A 17,981-nucleotide genomic window follows, 5' to 3' on the forward strand; every position below is an offset into this window, starting at 1 on the left:
TTATGGCTCAGTATCACTACACTTTAGGGCAACTGGTCTATCGCTTTGACGACTTGAAGGATTTGATGGCGAAAGCCACCCCCATGCGTTCCGGCGATGTGTTGGCGCAAGTGGCGGCCAAAACCGAAGAGGAACGGATGGCGGCCCGTTTCGCGTTGGCGGAACTGCCGTTGAAAACGTTTGTGAATGAAGCCGTGGTGCCTTACGAATCGGATGAGGTGACGCGCTTGATTATGGACGATTGGGACGAAACCGCGTTTGAACCGATTGCCCATTTGACGGTGGGCGACTTCCGGGACTGGTTGTTGGATTATGATACCGATGCCGCGGCCTTGGCGACGGTGGAAGCCGGGTTGACTCCGGAAATGGTGGCGGCGGTCTCGAAGCTGATGCGCAACCAGGATTTGATTCTGGTGGCCAGCAAAAAAGAGGTGGTCACGCGTTTCCGGAATACCATCGGCTTGAAAGGCGGGCTGTCGACACGTCTGCAACCCAATCATCCGACCGACAGCACGCAAGGCATCATTGCCTCGACCTTGGACGGCTTGCTGAACGGTTCGGGCGATGCGGTCATCGGCATCAATCCGGCCACCGACAACGTTCAGGCGGCCTCGGCTTTGATTCGGTTGCTGGATGAAGTGCGGCAACGTTACGACATTCCGATGCAGTCTTGCGTATTGACGCACGTCACCAACAGCATGGTGATGATGGAACGGAACGAGCCGGTGGATTTGGTGTTTCAGTCGATTGCCGGAACCGAAGGCGCCAATAAAACCTTCGGCATTGATTTGGCGGTGCTGGCCGAAGCGCATGAGGCGGCCTTGTCGCTGAAACGGGGCACGGTTGGCGATAATGTGATGTATTTCGAAACCGGTCAGGGCAGCGCCCTGTCGTCCGGATTTTTTCATGGCGTCGATCAGCAAACGTTGGAAACGCGAGCCTACGCCGTGGCGCGCAAGTTCCGACCGTTGTTGGTGAATACGGTGGTCGGTTTTATCGGCCCGGAATATCTGTTCGACGGTAAGCAGATTATCCGCGCCGGGCTGGAAGACCATTTCTGCGGCAAGCTGCTGGGCGTGCCGATGGGGTGCGATATTTGTTACACCAATCACGCCGAAGCTGACCAGAACGATATGGATAACCTGCTGACGTTGCTTGGCACGGCCGGGGTCAATTTCATTATGGGCATTCCCGGCGCCGACGATATCATGCTCAATTATCAGACCACGTCCTTCCACGATGCCAATTACTTGCGGCAGGTGTTGGGCAAAAAACCGGCACCGGAGTTCGAGCGCTGGCTACGAGATATGGGTATTCAAGATGCGGCCGGGCACCTGTTACCCGAAAATCAGCCGACGCCGTTATTGACGAATCAAACGTTTGGGGGCGAAGTATGAAGGCGTCTCAGCCGCAGGTTTTACAGGACTTGGCGAAACTCAAACACATCACCGAGGCGCGCATCGGTTTGAAGCGAGCGGGTTCCAGTCTGGCGTCGAAAGAGGTGCTGACGTTCGATTTGGACCACGCCCGTGCGCGCGATGCGGTGCATTTGCCGTTTCAACCCGAAGCCTTGGCAGAGCCAATCGAGGCGTTGGGCGTGTCGACCCTGACGATTCAATCCGCCGCCGTGGACCGCATGACTTATTTACAGCGCCCGGATTTGGGACGTAAGCTGGGGTTGGAGTCTCGTACTTTGTTGCAGGAGCAAACACAGGCAGAAGAAAGTACGGAAGCCGATGTCTGCATTGTGATCGGGGATGGCTTGTCGTCCAAGGCGATTCAACAGAATGCCGTGCCCTTTTTATCGGTTTTGTTGCCGTTGTGTCGGGCCAAAGGCTGGCGACTGACGCCGGTGCATCTCGCCACTCAGGCGCGTGTGGCCTTGGCGGATGAAGTGGGAGAGCAGTACGGTGCGAAGTTGGCGGTGATTCTGATTGGCGAACGCCCCGGTTTGAGTGCGGCCAACAGTATGGGCATTTACATGACTTACGAGCCGCGTGTCGGCCGTTCCGATGCCGAGCGCAACTGCATTTCCAATATCCGACCGGGCGGGCAAAGTTACGAGCAGGCGGCGGATTTGCTGGTGCGGTTGATGGAAGGTGCTTTGCAAAAGCGGTTGTCCGGCGTCGGTTTGAAAGACGATTTCGAAGAAACGCCGTTGATTGAATAAACACCCGCGCGAAAAACGATTCACTCAAAACGGCCAGGCCTGGCCGTTTGATTACATCTCGTATAACCAATAGAAACTGAAACCGGGAATGACCAGGGTGTTGTTAAAGATTTCCGGTTTGTGGCGTGTCACCAGATCAATCAATTGACCTTCCGAATAGGTGCCCCAGCCCGCGACTTCCTCCATATTCAGGTTTTGCGGTTTGCCATTGAAATTGGCCACCACCAGAACCCGGTCCGTGTATTTATGCGGGTCGAAGCGGTTGATGACGAACAGATTCGGATTTGCGACGTCAATCAATTCACGGTTGTTGAAATCGGCAAAGACGTGGATGTCTTTACGCACGGCAATCAATTTTTTGATGGCGCTGAAAATTTCGTATTCGACCGCACCCGGTGTATTGCGTCGTTCGGCCTTTTCCCAGTTGATGGAGGGACGATGCACCCAACGGTTATCATCCATTTTATTCGGGTCGGACAAATAGGAGTCGTCGTTGAGAGTGCCGATTTCATCGCCATAATACAGCAGCGGCATGCCGCCGAACGAGAAAATCATGCTGTGCATCAGAATAATCAGTTTGATGGCGTCGTCTAGGGCTTCGATATCGCCGGTTTCCAGCGCGTATTGCAACCCGACCAAGGAGGCGAGTGAACCGGAAATACGCGCGTCGCCGGTTTTGGCATTGGCGGCAAACGGTAAGCCTCGGGCGTGGGAGTTGTCGAATTTCCCGATCAGATAGTCGATGAGGAAACGGCGGTGCGAATGCGGTTCGTATCCGGCGCGGATGATGTCTTTGTCGTCAAACCCGAGGCCGATGTCATCGTGGCAGCGCACGTAATTCAGCCAGGTGGCTCTTTCCAGCTTGACCGGCAGGCTCTTGATGCCTTGATTGAGCAGCTTGGCGTTTTTGGTGGCGACGGCATCCCACATCAAGGCCATAAAGGTAGCGTTGTAGGCGATTTCGCACTCTTTGGCGATGACGGCGTCTTCACCGAAGTATTTGGTGACTTCCACCGGCGCGACGATGGCTTCGGCAATGAACAACACACCCGGTGCCGTGACTTGGCAGCAATCTTTCAACAGTTGCAGAATCAAATGGGCTTCGTGTTCGTTTTGGCAGGTGCTGCCGATTTTCTTCCAAAGGAAAGCCACCGCATCCAGGCGCAGAATGTCCGCGCCCTGGTTGGCCCAGAACAGAATGACATCGAGCATCTCGATGAACACGGCCGGGTTACTGTAATTCAAATCCCACTGATAGTCGTTGAAAACCGTCATCACCCAGCGTTGCATTTCCTCGTCCCAAGTGAAATTGCCGGGCGAGGTTTCCGGAAAGACCTCCGGCATGCTTTGCTCGAACATATCCGGGATATTGCGCGATTCGAAGGTGTAGTAGTAGTCCTGATATTTGGCGTCACCGGCACGGGCTTTCTGGGCCCATTCGTGTTCGTCCGAGGTGTGGTTCAAGACCACGTCCAACGCCAGCAGCATGTCGCGGTCGCGCATTTCACCGGACAGGGTGGTGAGGTCGTCCAATGTGCCGGCGCGCTCGTCGATTTCACGGAAATCGCTGACCGCATAGCCGCCGTCGCTTTCGCCTTCCGGGCATCGCATGATCGGCATGATGTGCACCATGTTCACGCCGAGCTCCTGAAAATACGGCAGGTGGGTTTGCATGCCGTTGAGGTCGCCGGCGAAACCGTGCGCGTACATGGCCATGCCGACCCATTTTTGGCTGAGGAACCAGTTGTAGTCCTTTTCACGTTCGATATCGAGGTCTTTCAGACAATCGGGACGCTTGATGTATTGGCGTGCCATGGTTTCCACCAGACGCAGCGCCTGGTCGTTGAAGTCTGGCCGGTGGCCGTACAAGCGTTCGAATAAGGAATGAATGGCGTAGAAGTTTGCGCCCAGTCGGGTGTAGAAATGCCGCAGGTCTTCTTCGTAGATATCCGGTTTAATTTTATTGAGGATATCGTTCAGCAGCGAATGTGAGATTTGCTCGTACATAGCTTCCCCGGTGCGAGAGTTTGAGGGCCTGTCGTCGCGAAGACTCAGGCGTGCATTTCGAGAATCGTTTTATAAAAGGCCCGGTTGTCGGGCGTCGCGCCGCGTAAACCGATGACTTGACTCGCAAACGCCTGTGCTGCGATCAAGGTGTCTTGAATAGGCCAGGATTCTATTAGACCATGAATGAAAACCGCCGTAAAGGCGTCTCCGGCGCCGACGGTATCGACAAATTCGGGAATCTCGCCCGGTGTCTGGCTGAAGAAACCTTCGGGGGTGAGGACGGAGGCGCCTTCCGAACCGCGGGTGACAATGACCTGCTCCAGTTCGAACTGGGTTTGGAAATTACGCATTGCCACTTCCAACACAGGTTCCTGAAAGCCGAGTTCACGCAGTTCGTCGACATTGAGTTTGACCCAGCGCGCGGACTGAATCCAGTCGAACAGGCTGGCTTGATCCCACCAGGGCGCACGGAGGTTGACGTCCAAAAACACCGACCAGTCGCCGGATTCGCGCAAGGTTTTGAATTGCTGTTGGGCATAAGGGCTTCTCAGCGCCAGAGAGCCGTGGTAGAGCAGGCCGCTGCGTTTGGTCAGTTGAACCGATTGCGCGGAAATGAAATCGTAGGCGCTGCCCGGCGTGATGTCGTAATGGGGTTCATCGTCGTGGACGGTGATGTCGACACGTCCGGTGGGGTGGGCTTGGTCAATTTGAATGTTGTCGGTTCGCAAGCCCCAGGCCTGGGCGTTTTTTAAAATGGTTTTGCCGAGGGTGTCGTCGCCGATTCGGGAGATGAATGTCGGGTCGTCGCCCAATGCCTGTAAATGCCAGGCGACATTGAAGGGCGCACCGCCCAATACCTGTTTGCCATTGGGAAAGCAGTCGAATAAGACTTCGCCGAAAACGGTGATGGATGAAGGATTCGCATTCATAAAGGCAGGACCTGTTCGTTCAGAGTGGGTTGAAAACGGGGCGCGTAATAGCCGACGCCTTGCAACACGCCGGCGGCATAGTTGCCGTTGTGGTCTTGAAGGTTTTGGGCTTGATAGAACGCCGATTCGGTATGGCGTTGCACACATGCTTGCCAGGCTTGGTGTTTGATGTCTTCCGAGGCGTTGGCCACCAGCACCGATTGTATGTGGCTGGTGAGTACCGGTAGGTCGTTGCCGCTGTCACCGGCGAAAATCACGTCCGCTAATGCGAAGTCCAATTGCTGTTGCAGAAATTCGATGGCGTGCAGTTTGGTGGCGTTTTGCGGTAAAACGTCCAACAAACCCACATCGGCGGCTTCGTCGATGCTCCAAATCAAGCTGGCCCGAATGTTTAACGGTGCGAGGGCGGCCTCGGCCCGAGCGAGGTAGTCGGATTCGCTGGCCGCGGACAAATCGGCGTAAAAACTGACTTTGTGAGTGTTTTGTTTTTCGCTTTCCTGCAGTGTCAGACCGTCCAATTGCATTAAGGGTTGGGCGATGTCATCGTGTCGGCAATTCCCCCAGGCCTGGCCGATTTCGGTTTCCCATTCCTCGACGGCTTGCCAGTGGCCGTTTTCACGGTGACGAATTTTGGTGCCGACATCGGTGATGGCGTAATCGGGTTGTGGCAAGTCATAAGCATGAATGGCTTCTTCCATCAGTGCGAGATGCCGCCCGGTAACGTACACCAAGGTGATTTCCGGCTGTTGGCAAAAGGCTTTGAAGGCCGCGCGTGCGTGCGGATGCTCCGGTTGCGCGCCATTGGGAATGACGGTGCGGTCCATGTCGGTGCAGAGCAATAAGGTCGAAGCGTTTTGTGATGCGGTCATGCGTCCTCCACCACTTTTTCGTATGTGTGCTCTGTCTCCGGCGGACGGCAGCTGTCGAAAAAGTCATAGTATTCAAGTGCTTCGAGAATGCCTTCTTCATACGGTTTTTTGGCGAAATAGATGCGGTCGATGTCAATCAATTGCGACAGTTCTTCATCGTGCCGGTTCGCCACCACCGCCGCAAGGGCGTTACCGCGCATCATGTCCTCATCCGCGCCGGAACCGCCTGCCACCAGAATGCGTTCCAGCGGAATTTCCCAGCGGTCGGCCACGTAACGTAAGGCCATGCCCTTCGAGGCCCGAATCGGCAGGATGTCGAGGTATTGGCCGAATGAGAGTTGTACGTTGACGGATTGTTCTTCCTGATGGAGATAGCGTTTGATTTCTTCCAAATCGGCGATTTCCGGGTCGATGTAGTAACTGATTTTGAAACGGTTCTGTTCCGATTTCGGTTGGCGCTCCAATCCGGGGTAATTATCCAGCAAAGAGCGCACTTTGTGCGGCACCCAGTGGTAATCGATGTGCTCTTCCCAAGCGGTGTCGGTGGTCAGCTTCGGTGCGTAGCTGATTTCCGTGCCGCTACTGGAAATGAGAATGTCCGGTTCGGGAATATTGTGCTGTTTCATCAGGCGTAAGGCCGAATCGAGGCGGCGGCCGGTGGCGACAATGAACAGCGTGGACTTTTTATGCGCTTTCATTTCCGCCAGTAAGACTTTCAAGGCATCTGGATTACCCATAAGGTTTTGGTCAAGGCTACTGACAAAGGCCCGGTCGCGGTACAGGCCAGCACGACGCGAAATATGGCGGCGTTCCAGACGCTCGGATTCCTTGACAATTGGGCAAATCAAATCGAGATAACGATCGGCGTGGGCTTGCCAGGCATAATGTTCCAGAACGCCGACCAGGCCTTTGTGAATGAATTCCTGTTGTGTTTTCGGTGACTTGAGAATCGTAAGCAGGGCATCGGTAATGGTTTTCGGTTCCAGCGGGTCGATGAGCAGACCGTTGTGGCAGTTGCCGATGATGTCGCGCGGACCACCGTCTTCGGTGGCGACAATCGGTAGGCCCGACGCGGCCGCTTCTATCAAGGTGAGGCCGAAGGGTTCGGTCAGTGCCGGGTTGACGAAGACGCCGCCGGAGGCGGCGGCAATACGGTAAATCATCGGTACGTCGTTTCGGCAATGGTGTTTGGGCAAAGCGACTTTGCCGTAAAGGTCATGGCGGTCGATGGCGGCCCAGAGTTCGTGGAACACTTGTTGTGCACCGGGCTCCAGGTCTTCGACGTCGTCGCGATTCCCGGCGATGATGACGAGATTCGCGCGGTCTTGTAAGTCTTTCGATTGGCCGTAGGCTTCAATCAATGAAGCGATATTTTTGCGATGGTCAGGTCGAGAGAGCGCTAGGATAATCGGTTTGTCCGGTTCCTTGAGATGCTTGACCAGCATCTGATAAAGGTCGCTGTTGAGTTCGTTGCCCATCGGCGGCATGAAATGTTTGAGGTTGGTGCCGGGCGGCAGCACGCGCATTTGTTCGGGTTGATAGAAGTCGTAGAGCTCGTATTGCTCTTCGATTTCCTGATAGGTACTGGTAATCACGCGTTCCGCCGAGGCCAGCGTGTGTTCTTCGGCGTCAATGCGTCGCGCCATATTGTAACGTTGTTCGATTTCTTCCGCGCTCAGGCCGCCGGCAATCAAGCGGGCACGTTTGACCCGACCCAATGAATGGCCGGTGTGGATCAGCGGAATCGAGAGCTGGTGCGCCAGATGGGAACCGACGTAACCGGCATCGGCATAATGGCTGTGGACGATGTCCGGGGTGCGCTCTTGTTGACGGAAATAGTCCGCCATATTGTCGGCGAAGGTGTCGAGGTGATCCCAAAGTTGTTCTTTGTGGATGTATTCGTCCGGCCCGGCTTCGATGCGAACAATTTGTAAGGTATCGGACAGTTTTTCAAACGGTTCGGCGTATTCGGGTGAGACGTGTTCGTCCCGAACCAAGCGGGTGAAGAGTTCGACGCGCGCCACGCCGGGTTTTTCGGCGAGGGCTTGCGCCAGTTCTAATACATAAAGCGTTTGCCCCCCGGTATCCGCGTCGCGGCCGAGTTCCAGATTGTTGCCACGGATCAGTCCGTGGACACTGATTAAGGCGATGTAAAGACCACCTGTGGTTGGGTTCATAATGTTTTCGGTACGTTACGTTAAAGAAGCCCGTTAGGGGCGCAGTTTGATGTTATGGCAATTCAATGAAACGGTTAAATGCGTTGCCGTTTTCGGCATTTGTTTGACGCAAAAGAAGAGTTGAAAGTGTCGGAAAATCAAGTGTTTCCGAATGCTGTTATGAACGAAACTTTAAAAGAGCTTTAGAATGATTGTACAAAACCCGGCGCAGAAAACAAGCCCAATCCGTTATTTGACCAGGCCTGGATGTTTCGGGCATTGGTGTTAAGCGGTTCGGGACCAGTCCGCAAAATGCGTCGTTTGACGTTGGCCCATCCATTGGTTGATTTCCCAGAGATCGCCGACCGGCATATCGGTGAACGGTAAGGTGTGCAAATACCCATCCGGACCGAACTCGGGGGTGAGGGTGCTGATTTCGTAACCTTGGGCTTGTTGGGCTTGCCATAGGGTTTCCCATGCGCGTTCGTGAGACGCCAGCGCGTCAGCGTATTCCGGCGCGGCCGGGTGCGGAACCTGTGGGCCTTGGTCGTAACCGACGCGACCGTGGATGTGGTGGGCGTTGGGTGCGATTTCCTCAATGACGTCCCATTCGCTGTCCATGAGTCGTTCGCAGACCACCGCCCAATGGCTGAAGTCGCAGGTGATTTTCAGCTCCGGTAAGGCGCGTAACACGTCGCGTGTGACCCAGGGGGTGAAAAAGGAGCGGCTTCGATGGGTTTCAAAACTGCAGAGCAGATCGTGTTTTTCGGCCAATGCCTGTGCGCGCTGGAAAAAATCGATTTGGGTGTCGAGCGGCCAGGCATCGCAGCCGCCGATCACGTTGCAAAACTGTGGTGATAATTCGCGGCTGAGCTGTAACTTTTTTTCCAAGGACGCCAGGTGTTCGTCCGGCGTCGCTCGGCGGTCCGGCACGTAGCTGCCGGCGGTGCAAATTTCGGCAATGTAATCCAGCCGGTTGTCGGCGAGCACTTGCCCCAATTGCGCCAGCTGGTTATGATTATCCGGTGCGGGGGCTTCCAGACCGTTGAAATCGGCGGCCAACGCCATGTCGGCCGCTTCTTGATAGGTGCCGTCATGGCCCCAAAGGGTTTTGAATAATGTCAGTTTCATGGAACTGTCTCCGGTTTGGATGTTTCAAGCAATCAATCAGTTTCGGCCGTTGCCCGATAGACGAAAGGACGTGGAATGACCACACACGACAAGACGGAACAACATCGCATCAGGGCGGCGGAAGCCATCTTCAATATCGATATCTTCTGGGCGGAAACCTTTGCCGATACCGATATGCGCGATTTGAACTACTGCGATCTTTTGAGCCAGCTGTGGATTCACCGTCACGAAGCGCCGAAAACCAAGACCGAGCTGTATGATCTCATGCCGAACATCAGTCGCCGAACGGCGGTGAAATACGTTCAGAAAGCCATTGAGCAGGGGTTTCTGGCGGAAACACCTTGCGAGGCGGATCGCCGTATCCGGCTCATCACCTTGACGCCGATGGCACTCGAAAAAATCGAAGTGTTCCTCGATTATTCCAGTCGTTGTTTTTTGGCCGTTCAGCCGAGCTGAGCGCGAGGGTTACAAACCCTTCGCTTCGCGTTCTTTCATCCAGTTGCGCCAACCGCCGGTATGGGTGATGTCGGTGGCGCCTTCAATGCCGTAAGGTTCGCAGATAAAGCCGACCACTTGTGAACCGTCAATCAACTTCACTTTGCCCAGCCCCAGCGGGGAAGGAATCAACGCCAAAAAGGTGCCAAGATGTTGCTTGGGCATGGACCAGACTTCCACTTCGATACTGGCGCCGTCAGTACCGGTTTTCACCAGGCCTGGCTTCAGAATCGGGCCGCCGGCCAGTTGGTAAAAACGGTATTTCGGTGCGGTTTGGGTGGTTTGCAACAAGGTTGCACCGCGTTCGATTAATTGTCCGTTCAATGGAAATCCGACCAAATGGGCGCCGACCACCGCCAATGAAATGGTGTGTGGCGTGTCGAACAATTCGGCTTTTGGAGCCGGAATCGGCAGTGCTTTGGCGCCCGCCGTTTTGTTGAACTGGTTGTGTAATGCGTCGGTTAGTTTCAACAGGGCGCGATCACTGCCGGCGGGGGCGAAAAAGGTTACACCGGTCGGTAAGCCATCGTTTCGCAAGCCGCTAGGCATGGCGACGGCGGCGTAATCCAATAAATTCATGAAATTGGTGTAGGTGCCGAGCACCGAATTCAGCCCCACCGGGTCTTGTTCGATTTGCTCGGTGCTGAAAATGGTCGGCGTGGTCGGCGTCATGAAACAATCGATGTCCTGCCACACGGCGCGGGTATCGCGTTGCGCCTGCTGCAGGGCATAGCTGCCTTTGTAGGCATCGGCGGCACTTAAGTTGCGCGCACCGGCGATAATGCCGCCCACCGTCGGGTCGAGTTGGGTTTCATGGGCTTCGAAAAACGTTTCGATGGCGGCGTAGCGCTCCGCCACCCAAGCGCCACCGTATAAGAGTTTGGCGGTTTCCAGCCACAAGGTGAAATCGATTTCCTTGATTTCAAAGCCTTGGCTTTTCAGTTGTGTGACCGTGGCCTCAAAATTGGCTTGCGCCTCGTGGTCGTCATAAAAGATCAAACCAGCGGCGTCGGGAATGCCGATGACGGGTTTGGCTGCCCAGGCTGGGGGTGTCAGGGCCATTTCGTCTCGGCTGAATTCGTCGGTGTCATCCGGCTGAGCGGCGACGTCAAACACTTCGTAAGCGTCCTGGGCATTCAAGGCAAAAATGCTCACCACATCCTGCGAGCGAACCGCAGGCACCACGCCGGACGTACTCAAAAGGCCTTTGGACGGTTTTAGGCCAATCAGGTTGTTGAACGCGGCGGGCACTCGACCGGAACCGGCGGTGTCTGTGCCCAGCGAAAAACTGCATAAATTCAACGCCAGCGAGGCGGCCGAACCGGAGCTGGACCCGCCGGAAATCATGTTGAAATCAAACGCATTGTGGCACACGCCGTAAGGCGAACGGGTGCCGACCAAGCCGGTGGCAAATTGGTCCATATTGGTTTTGGCAAGCGGAATGGCACCGGCGTCAATCAACAGTTGCACCACCGTGGCGGAGTGCTCCGGCACGTAGGCGAATTCTTCACAGGCCGCCGTGGTGGGAATGCCCGCCAAATCGATGTTGTCTTTGATCATAAACGGAATGCCCCACAGCGGCAGGCTGTTGGGTTCCGATTGCTCCAATCGGTTCAGGTAAGGCGCCAGTTCTTCATCCGTCAACACATGGATGAAAAGGTTGTAATCCGTGTAATGGCTCGCCTGTTGATGCAAGCTCTCGACCACTTGACGCGGCGTGAGTTGGCCTTCGCCATAGGCCTGGCGTAACGACGCGATGCGACAATCGATCATTCCGATACCTCCATGACCAATAAGGCCTGGCCATTTTGAATCAAATCCCCCTCGTTGATGAGAATTTCGGTGACGGTGCCGTCGTATTCCGCTTCAATCGGAATTTCGATTTTCATGGTTTCCAGAATGGCGATGACATCGCCTTCGGCCACCGCATCGCCCGGTTTGACCTGAATTTTCCAGACGCTGCCGGTAATCGGCGACAGGGCGGCTTCAAAGCCTTCCGGGATTTCGGCCATCGGTTCGTTTTGAATTTCCTCTTGGGATGACGTGTCTTCGTAGTTGGCTTGGCCGTTGGCTTCCCAACGTTGGCGTTCGGCTTCGAAAGCGGCTTTTTGCTTGGTCTGGAATTCGGCGATGCTGTCGGCTTCTTCGGCCAGGAACGCCTGATAATCGGCCAGAGACAAGGTGGTTTCTTCAATGTCTATGTCGAAACGGCCCAACGGGAAGTCGTGGCGTGCCTGTTTCAACTCGTCTTCACTGACCGGATAGAACTGAATCTGGTCGAAGAAATCCAGCAACCAAGGTTTGCCCTGTGGGAAATATTGGGTGTTGCGATAGGCGTTCCACATTTGGATAGTGCGCCCCACAAACTGATAACCGCCTGGGCCTTCCATGCCGTAAACACACATATAAGCGCCGCCGATGCCCACGGCATTTTCCGGCGTCCAGGTTCTGGCCGGGTTGTATTTGGTGGTGACCAAGCGATGGCGCGGGTCTAATGGCGTGGAGACCGGCGCACCAAGGTAAACGTCGCCCAACCCCATGACCAGATACTTGGCTTCGAAAACGATGCGTTTGACGTCTTCAATCGAATCCAACCCGTTAATGCGGCGGATGAACTCGATATTGCTCGGGCACCAAGGCGCATCCGGGCGCACCGAATTCATGTATTTTTCGATGGCCAGGCGGGTGCTCGGATCATCCCATGACAACGGTAATTTGACGATGCGGCTTTTCACCGTGAGGTCTTTGGCGGATGAAATCTCCGCTTCCAGATCGACCAGCTTTTGAATCAGATCGTTTTGGGCAATTTGGCGCGGGTTGTAGTGCACCTGCAAGGAACGGATACCCGGCGTTAAATCCTTCAAAAACGCCCAGGCCTGGTCGTTTTTGAGTTCTTTCAATTTGTCGGTCAGCACCTGAATGCGGAAGCGCAACGCCAAGTCCAGTTCCATGGCGCCGTATTCGATGAGCACATGGCTGTCGCCGGAACGACGGTATTTGACGCCGAATTCGTGTTCGCCGGCGGGCAGTTCTTTCGCCAAGCAGGGTTGTTCGGTCGGTTCCGACAGATAGGTCAGGTCGGAAACGGTCGTGGCCTCCAAGGCGTTGATGGCGGCGTCCTGCGCTTTGAGTGCGGCTTCGGCGGTGTCGATGGACACCGGCTTGAAGCGCACGGTGTCGCCGGGACGTAATTGCCCCATTTTCCATTGCTCGGCTTCGATGATGGTGGCGGGGCAGACAAACCCGCCCAAGCTCGGGCCGTCCTGCGCCAGGATGACCGGCATGTCGCCGGTGAAGTCGATGGCACCGATGGCGTAAGCGTTGTCGTGAATGTTGGATGGATGCAGACCGGCTTCGCCACCGTCCGTTCGCGCCCAGGTCGGTTTCGGACCGATCAGGCGGATGCCGGTTCGGCTGGAGTTGTAGTGGACTTCCCAAGCGGTGGAGAAGAAGGTGTTGATGTCGCCTTCGGTGAAGAAATCCGGTGAGCCTTGCGGACCATAAATCACCGCGATTTCCACCTCGTTTTCCAGGTTGGGAATCAGTTCGGCCGGAATCGGCTGGGTGGCGCTGATGCCGGCGGTGTCCGCCGGAATGTGCAGGACGTCGCCGGCGCGCAGCAACCGTCCGGCATGGCCGCCGAAGCCGCCCAGCGAGAAGGTGGTTTTACTGCCCATGTAATCCGGTACGCTGAAGCCGCCTTGGATGGCGAGATACGCCCGCTGTCCCAAGGATTTGATGACTTTGGATTTCAGTTGTTGACCGGCTTTCACTTCCACGGCTTGCCACTGCGGAATTGGCTGTTTATCCAGCGTCGGTTGCACATCGGCCCCGGTGATGCAGATGACGGCATCGCGGTCGAAGGTCATGCTGACGCCGGATACGGTCATTTCGATGGTTGCAGCGTCATCGGCATTGCCCAGACAGCGGTTGGCCAATCGGTGTGATAGGGCGTCCATCGGCCCGGACGGCGGCACGCCGATGTCCCAATAACCGGTTCGGCCCGGATAACTAATGAGCATGGAGTGGGTGCCGGCGTTGGTGATCTCGACCGTATCGGGCTGATGGGTAAAACCGTTCAAAAAGCGCGTATAGAGGTTTTCGGCTTTGATGAACGCTTCGGCATGGCTGAGGGTTTTCAAATAAGTCGCATTGGTTTCGAAACCGTCGATGCGGGTTTCGTTCATGGCGGTTTGCAGTTTGGCCACGGCGTCGTCACGGTTTTGGCCTTTGACGATGATTTTTGCCAGCATCGGGTCGTAGAAGGAGCTGACTTCCTGACCGCTGCTGCACCAGGTATCCACTCGGCAGTCACTCGGCATTTTCCAGCCGGTGAGACGGCCGGAACTTGGCTGGAAATTCTTGAACGGGTCTTCGGCGTAAACACGGACTTCAATGGCGTGGCCTTGCGCCGGTTTGACCAGGCCTGGGAAAGTTTGGTCAAAGGCGACTTGAATCATCCATTCCACCAAGTCGACGTCGCGCACCGCTTCGGTGATGCCGTGTTCGACCTGCAAACGCGTGTTCACTTCGAGGAAATAGTATTGTTCGGTGTCGGCGTCATAAACGTATTCCACCGTGCCGGCGGAGCGGTAGCTGACCAGCTCGCCGAGGCGCACGGCGTGGGCTTCCATTTCCGCGACCTGTTCGCGGGAAATGCCCACGGCCGGGGTTTCTTCAACGACCTTTTGGTTACGGCGCTGCAAGGAACAGTCACGCTCGCCGAAGGAAACGACTTGGCCCAGACCGTCACCGAAAATTTGGATTTCGATGTGACGGGCGTTGACGACGAATTTCTCCAGAAAAATGCCGCTTTGGCCGAAGGCGTTTTGGCTCAAACGCGCAACCTGTTCAAACGCTTCGGAAAGCGCGTCGGCGTCGTCGCAACGCTGCATGCCGATGCCACCACCGCCGGCCGTGCTTTTCAGCATGACCGGGTAACCGATGCGCTCGGCCTCTTCTAATGCCGCTTCGAGCGATTCGAGCAAATCGGAGCCGGGCAGTAGGGGCACTTCGGCTTTAATGGCCAGTTCGCGTGCGGTGTGTTTTAAACCGAAATCGCGGATGTGTTCGGGCGTGGGGCCGATGAATCGGATGCCCATGCTTTCACAGGTTTCGGCGAAACCGGCGTTCTCACTTAAAAAACCGTAGCCCGGATGGATTGCTTCGACGCCCAATTCCTGAGCGTGCTCCAGAATCAGCGGCACGTTCAAGTAGGTTTCGGTGGCGACATTGCCCGGTAGGGAAATGACTTCGTCGGCTTCCAGCACGTGCAGCGATGTACGGTCGGCGTCGGACGCCAGCACCACCGATTGGATGCCCATGGCGCGAAGTGTGCGGATAATCCGGGTAGCGATGGCGCCACGGTTGGCGATGAGAACTTTCTTAAACATGTGTTTTCCTTTTCAGCGCGTTCTGAAGAGTGTTGGGAAGCGTATTGCGTTATTCCCAGATAATCATTTCAACCGGTGTCGGGTTGTAGCCGTTACAAGGGTTGTTCAATTGCGGGCAATTGGACACCAACACCAACACATCCATATGGGCTTTCATTTCCACATAGCGCCCCGGTGCGGAAATGCCGTCGTCGAAATCGAGATGGCCGTCCGGTGAAACGGGCACGTTCATAAAGAAATTGATGTTGCTGGCGAGGTCATCCTTGGTCATTTGCTGACCGTGGTTGCATTCACATTCTCCCAACGCCATCAGGAAGGAATCACGGCACGAGTGCATGTGGCGTTTTTCAATGGCGTAGCGCACGGTGTTGCTCTCCGCCGAACAGGCACCGCCGATGGTATCGTGGCGGCCACAGGTGTCGTCGGTGATGGTCAGCATCGGGTTGACCAAGTTGGATTGCAGTACCGAACCGGTGGTCAAATAAATATTGCCTTGTTCGCGGATGGTGTCCGCCGCCGAATAGCGCTCGCTGTGGTCGTGGGCGTTGTAAAACAGGGTATCGACCGCCTGGTTACCTTCCAGGTCTACAATGCGGAAATGTTGCCCGGCTTTGACTTCGTGCATCCATGGTTTACCCGCTTCGACCACTTCGCGATAGACAATACGGCTTTCATCAACGTTAGATGTCGTCATTTGGGTTTTCTCCATAGTAAATTTTGGTGTTGTAGTAAGCGCGTTCGTTTTCGGCACGGTGGAGGCGACTGGCGTCGTCCTGCGTGACCGGTTGCGCTTTGAACACGGTCAGTTGAATCGGTTTCGGAGCGTATTCCGGGTTCGGATCCAACGGATGTTGTGCGGTGGATAAAGAGACGATGCTGTCCATTTCAAAGCGCAAATCGACGTAGTCGCCCGCTTTGGAGTTGTTCGGGACAAAAGTCATTTGGCCGTCGTCTTCGACGCGCACTTTGCTGAACCAGTTGATGTTCGGCATGATGTCGCTGGCGTTTAGGCCCCATTTGCCAAGCTCGTTCAACAGGCTGTCGTAGCCGTTTTTGTAGTAGTCGTTGTGGGCTTCCTGGTAAGACTTATCGCCGTATTTTTTATGCACCAATGCCGCGTGCGACAAGCCGCCGATGGTGTCGTGCCAGCCGCAGGTGTCTTCGATAATCGAGCACATCACGCGCCCCATATCGCTGAAACACATGTTCGGTCGGGTCAGGAAAGCGGTTTTCTGCGCTTTCAATGTGTCCGGCATGTTGTAGCGTTCGTTTTTGACTTCCAGGTTGTTGATGAGCATGGCGACATTGGCGCCGCCTTCCACATCGGTTAAACGCAAAACGGTGCCGCGGCGAATGACGCCGGACCAGTGGCCGCCACCCGGCAAGCTTTCTTGCCAGATGAAATCACCAGGCCTGGTGGTGGTTTTGAATGAAGTGTTGTCAGTCATTTTGAGTCTCCTGTGACGAGTCGGTGACCGAGGTGTGAATCGGTGGCAGGGCCGAATGGGTCAAGTAAAGGTTGCCGGTTTTCACGCCCCGGTTGGAAATCATTTCGTGGCTGATGCGGTTCAGCTGGTCGGCCGCGCCTTGCATCAGATTGACCTCCAAGGTGTGGTGGTCCATTAATTGAATTTGGGTGGAGGAGATGATTTCCGCCACGTATTGATGCTTAAGCTGATTCAGCTTGACCTGCAAGCCAGGCACGGCGTGGTCATACACCAGTGTCAGGGTGCCGGCCATGACTTCGTTGGTGTAGTCTTGGCGATACGCCGAGACTTCCTTTTGAATCATTTCCGCCAGGAGGGCGGAGCGGTTATTGAAACCGCGGTCGATCACGAGCTGATCCAGGTCTTCCAGTACCTTGGCAGGTAGGGAAGCGCTGGTGCGGACAAGGCCTTTGTTGTTCTGAGTCATTTAAAATACATCCGGAACTTCTGCGTTAACGGGAACGAGGCGGACCATGCTGAGTTTTTCCTCAAAGTCCAGCTCGGGCTCGGGGGGATGCACGAGGCTTTCCAAATATTCTTTGGTGGCCATGAACGCCGGGCTGAGCAGCGTGTCGTCTGCTCTCGGACGCGGTAATGGCACATTGACCACTTCGCGCACCCGGCCCGGGTTGGCATCCAATACCAGGATTCGGTCGGCCAGATAAATGGCTTCGTCCAAATCGTGGGTGATAAAGAAAATGGTGATGTCGATGTTCTGCCAGATTTCCAGCAGATACTGTTGCATCTTTAAACGGTTCTGCGGATCCAGCGCCGCGAAAGGTTCGTCCATCAGCAGGATTTTCGGTTGGTTGGCCAGGGCGCGGATAATCGCGACACGTTGCTTCATGCCGCCCGACAGTTGGTGCGGATAGGCTTCGGCGAACTTCTCCAGCCCGACCAGGTCAATCCATTGCAACGCCTCGGTTTCGGCGGTGTTTTTCGACATGCCGCCTTGGGTGAGACCGAACATGACGTTTTCTTTTACCGACATCCACGGGAAAAGCGAGTAGCTTTGGAAAACCATGCCGCGATCCGGGCCGGGCTCGACCACTTGTTTGTTTTCCACCAGAATGTCGCCGCTGTCCTTGGTTTCCAAACCGGCGATGAGGCGAGCCAAGGTCGATTTACCGCAGCCGGATGGCCCGACCACGCAGACGAATTCACGCTTGAAAGCGGTGAAATCGATGCCGCCCAGAACTTTGTTGGTTTTGCCTTTATGTTCGAAAGACATTTCCAGGTTTTGGATTTCAAGCGCCTTGGGACGTTTGAGAATGCGTTGGTTACGGTCCTGGATTTCCGGCGTTTGCCATGTGTCTAAGGGATGTTGTGCTTGTGTCATTCTAT

Annotated in this window: 14 protein-coding genes; 3 read left to right on the plus strand and 11 right to left on the minus strand. The window is 55.4% G+C overall.

Features of this window, described 5'->3' with window-relative positions:
- The first annotated feature begins 2 nt into the window (after positions 1–2).
- Together AYJ59_RS04265 and eutC are read left to right on the plus strand one after the other, a co-directional pair.
- Complete coding sequence (locus AYJ59_RS04265; protein WP_127119329.1) at positions 3–1,397, plus strand: ethanolamine ammonia-lyase subunit EutB; 1,395 nt, start codon at positions 3–5, stop codon at positions 1,395–1,397.
- Entirely contained in the window at positions 1,394–2,170 is a 777-nt protein-coding gene (gene eutC, locus AYJ59_RS04270; RefSeq protein ID WP_127119330.1) for an ethanolamine ammonia-lyase subunit EutC, read from the plus strand. The genes AYJ59_RS04265 and eutC overlap by 4 nt, the downstream gene beginning before the upstream one ends.
- A gap of 51 nt (positions 2,171–2,221) precedes the next feature.
- Here the strand turns inward: eutC and AYJ59_RS04275 are convergent, their stop codons facing one another.
- From AYJ59_RS04275 to AYJ59_RS04295, 5 genes are all read right to left on the minus strand, one after another.
- A complete protein-coding gene (locus AYJ59_RS04275) occupies positions 2,222–4,177 on the minus strand; it encodes an amylosucrase (RefSeq protein WP_029938725.1) in 1,956 nt (651 codons plus the stop codon).
- 44 nt (positions 4,178–4,221) lie between these two features.
- Positions 4,222–5,106 carry a PfkB family carbohydrate kinase gene (locus AYJ59_RS04280; RefSeq protein ID WP_127119331.1) on the minus strand — a complete coding sequence of 295 codons (885 nt, stop codon included), beginning with the start codon at positions 5,104–5,106 and terminating at the stop codon, positions 4,222–4,224.
- Positions 5,103–5,975 (minus strand): HAD-IIB family hydrolase, encoded by an 873-nt coding sequence (locus AYJ59_RS04285; protein ID WP_127119332.1) that lies wholly within the window; start codon positions 5,973–5,975, stop codon positions 5,103–5,105. The genes AYJ59_RS04280 and AYJ59_RS04285 overlap by 4 nt, the downstream gene beginning before the upstream one ends.
- Positions 5,972–8,152, minus strand: coding sequence for an HAD-IIB family hydrolase (locus AYJ59_RS04290; RefSeq protein WP_127119333.1), 2,181 nt, complete (start codon positions 8,150–8,152; stop codon positions 5,972–5,974). Before AYJ59_RS04290 ends, AYJ59_RS04285 begins: the two co-directional genes overlap by 4 nt.
- Positions 8,153–8,416: 264 nt before the next feature.
- Positions 8,417–9,262: a sugar phosphate isomerase/epimerase family protein gene (locus AYJ59_RS04295; RefSeq protein WP_127119334.1), complete on the minus strand. Its 846-nt coding sequence runs from the start codon at positions 9,260–9,262 to the stop codon at positions 8,417–8,419.
- A 75-nt stretch (positions 9,263–9,337) separates the two neighbouring features.
- On the opposite strand from AYJ59_RS04295, the gene AYJ59_RS04300 reads away from it, so the two are divergent.
- Positions 9,338–9,718: a hypothetical protein gene (locus AYJ59_RS04300; RefSeq protein ID WP_029938720.1), complete on the plus strand. Its 381-nt coding sequence runs from the start codon at positions 9,338–9,340 to the stop codon at positions 9,716–9,718.
- Positions 9,719–9,727: 9 nt separating this feature from the next.
- Here the strand turns inward: AYJ59_RS04300 and atzF are convergent, their stop codons facing one another.
- Genes atzF through AYJ59_RS04330 form a run of 6 tightly spaced genes read right to left on the minus strand, consistent with a single transcriptional unit; the run spans position 9,728 to position 17,976 of the window.
- Positions 9,728–11,530, minus strand: coding sequence for an allophanate hydrolase (gene atzF, locus AYJ59_RS04305; protein ID WP_164730731.1), 1,803 nt, complete (start codon positions 11,528–11,530; stop codon positions 9,728–9,730).
- Positions 11,527–15,150 (minus strand): urea carboxylase, encoded by a 3,624-nt coding sequence (uca, locus tag AYJ59_RS04310; RefSeq protein ID WP_127119335.1) that lies wholly within the window; start codon positions 15,148–15,150, stop codon positions 11,527–11,529. Before uca ends, atzF begins: the two co-directional genes overlap by 4 nt.
- Positions 15,151–15,199: 49 nt before the next feature.
- Positions 15,200–15,844 (minus strand): urea amidolyase associated protein UAAP2, encoded by a 645-nt coding sequence (locus AYJ59_RS04315; RefSeq protein ID WP_029938717.1) that lies wholly within the window; start codon positions 15,842–15,844, stop codon positions 15,200–15,202.
- Positions 15,831–16,598 carry an urea amidolyase associated protein UAAP1 gene (locus AYJ59_RS04320; RefSeq protein ID WP_127119336.1) on the minus strand — a complete coding sequence of 256 codons (768 nt, stop codon included), beginning with the start codon at positions 16,596–16,598 and terminating at the stop codon, positions 15,831–15,833. The genes AYJ59_RS04315 and AYJ59_RS04320 overlap by 14 nt, the downstream gene beginning before the upstream one ends.
- Positions 16,591–17,064: a CopG family ribbon-helix-helix protein gene (locus AYJ59_RS04325; protein ID WP_029938715.1), complete on the minus strand. Its 474-nt coding sequence runs from the start codon at positions 17,062–17,064 to the stop codon at positions 16,591–16,593. Before AYJ59_RS04325 ends, AYJ59_RS04320 begins: the two co-directional genes overlap by 8 nt.
- Positions 17,065–17,976 (minus strand): ABC transporter ATP-binding protein, encoded by a 912-nt coding sequence (locus AYJ59_RS04330; protein ID WP_127119337.1) that lies wholly within the window; start codon positions 17,974–17,976, stop codon positions 17,065–17,067. It lies immediately after the preceding gene.
- Between the last annotated feature and the right edge of the window lie 5 nt (positions 17,977–17,981).

This window comes from Thiomicrospira sp. S5 (assembly GCF_003991075.1).
Taxonomy (GTDB): Bacteria; Pseudomonadota; Gammaproteobacteria; order Thiomicrospirales; family Thiomicrospiraceae; genus Hydrogenovibrio; species Hydrogenovibrio thermophilus.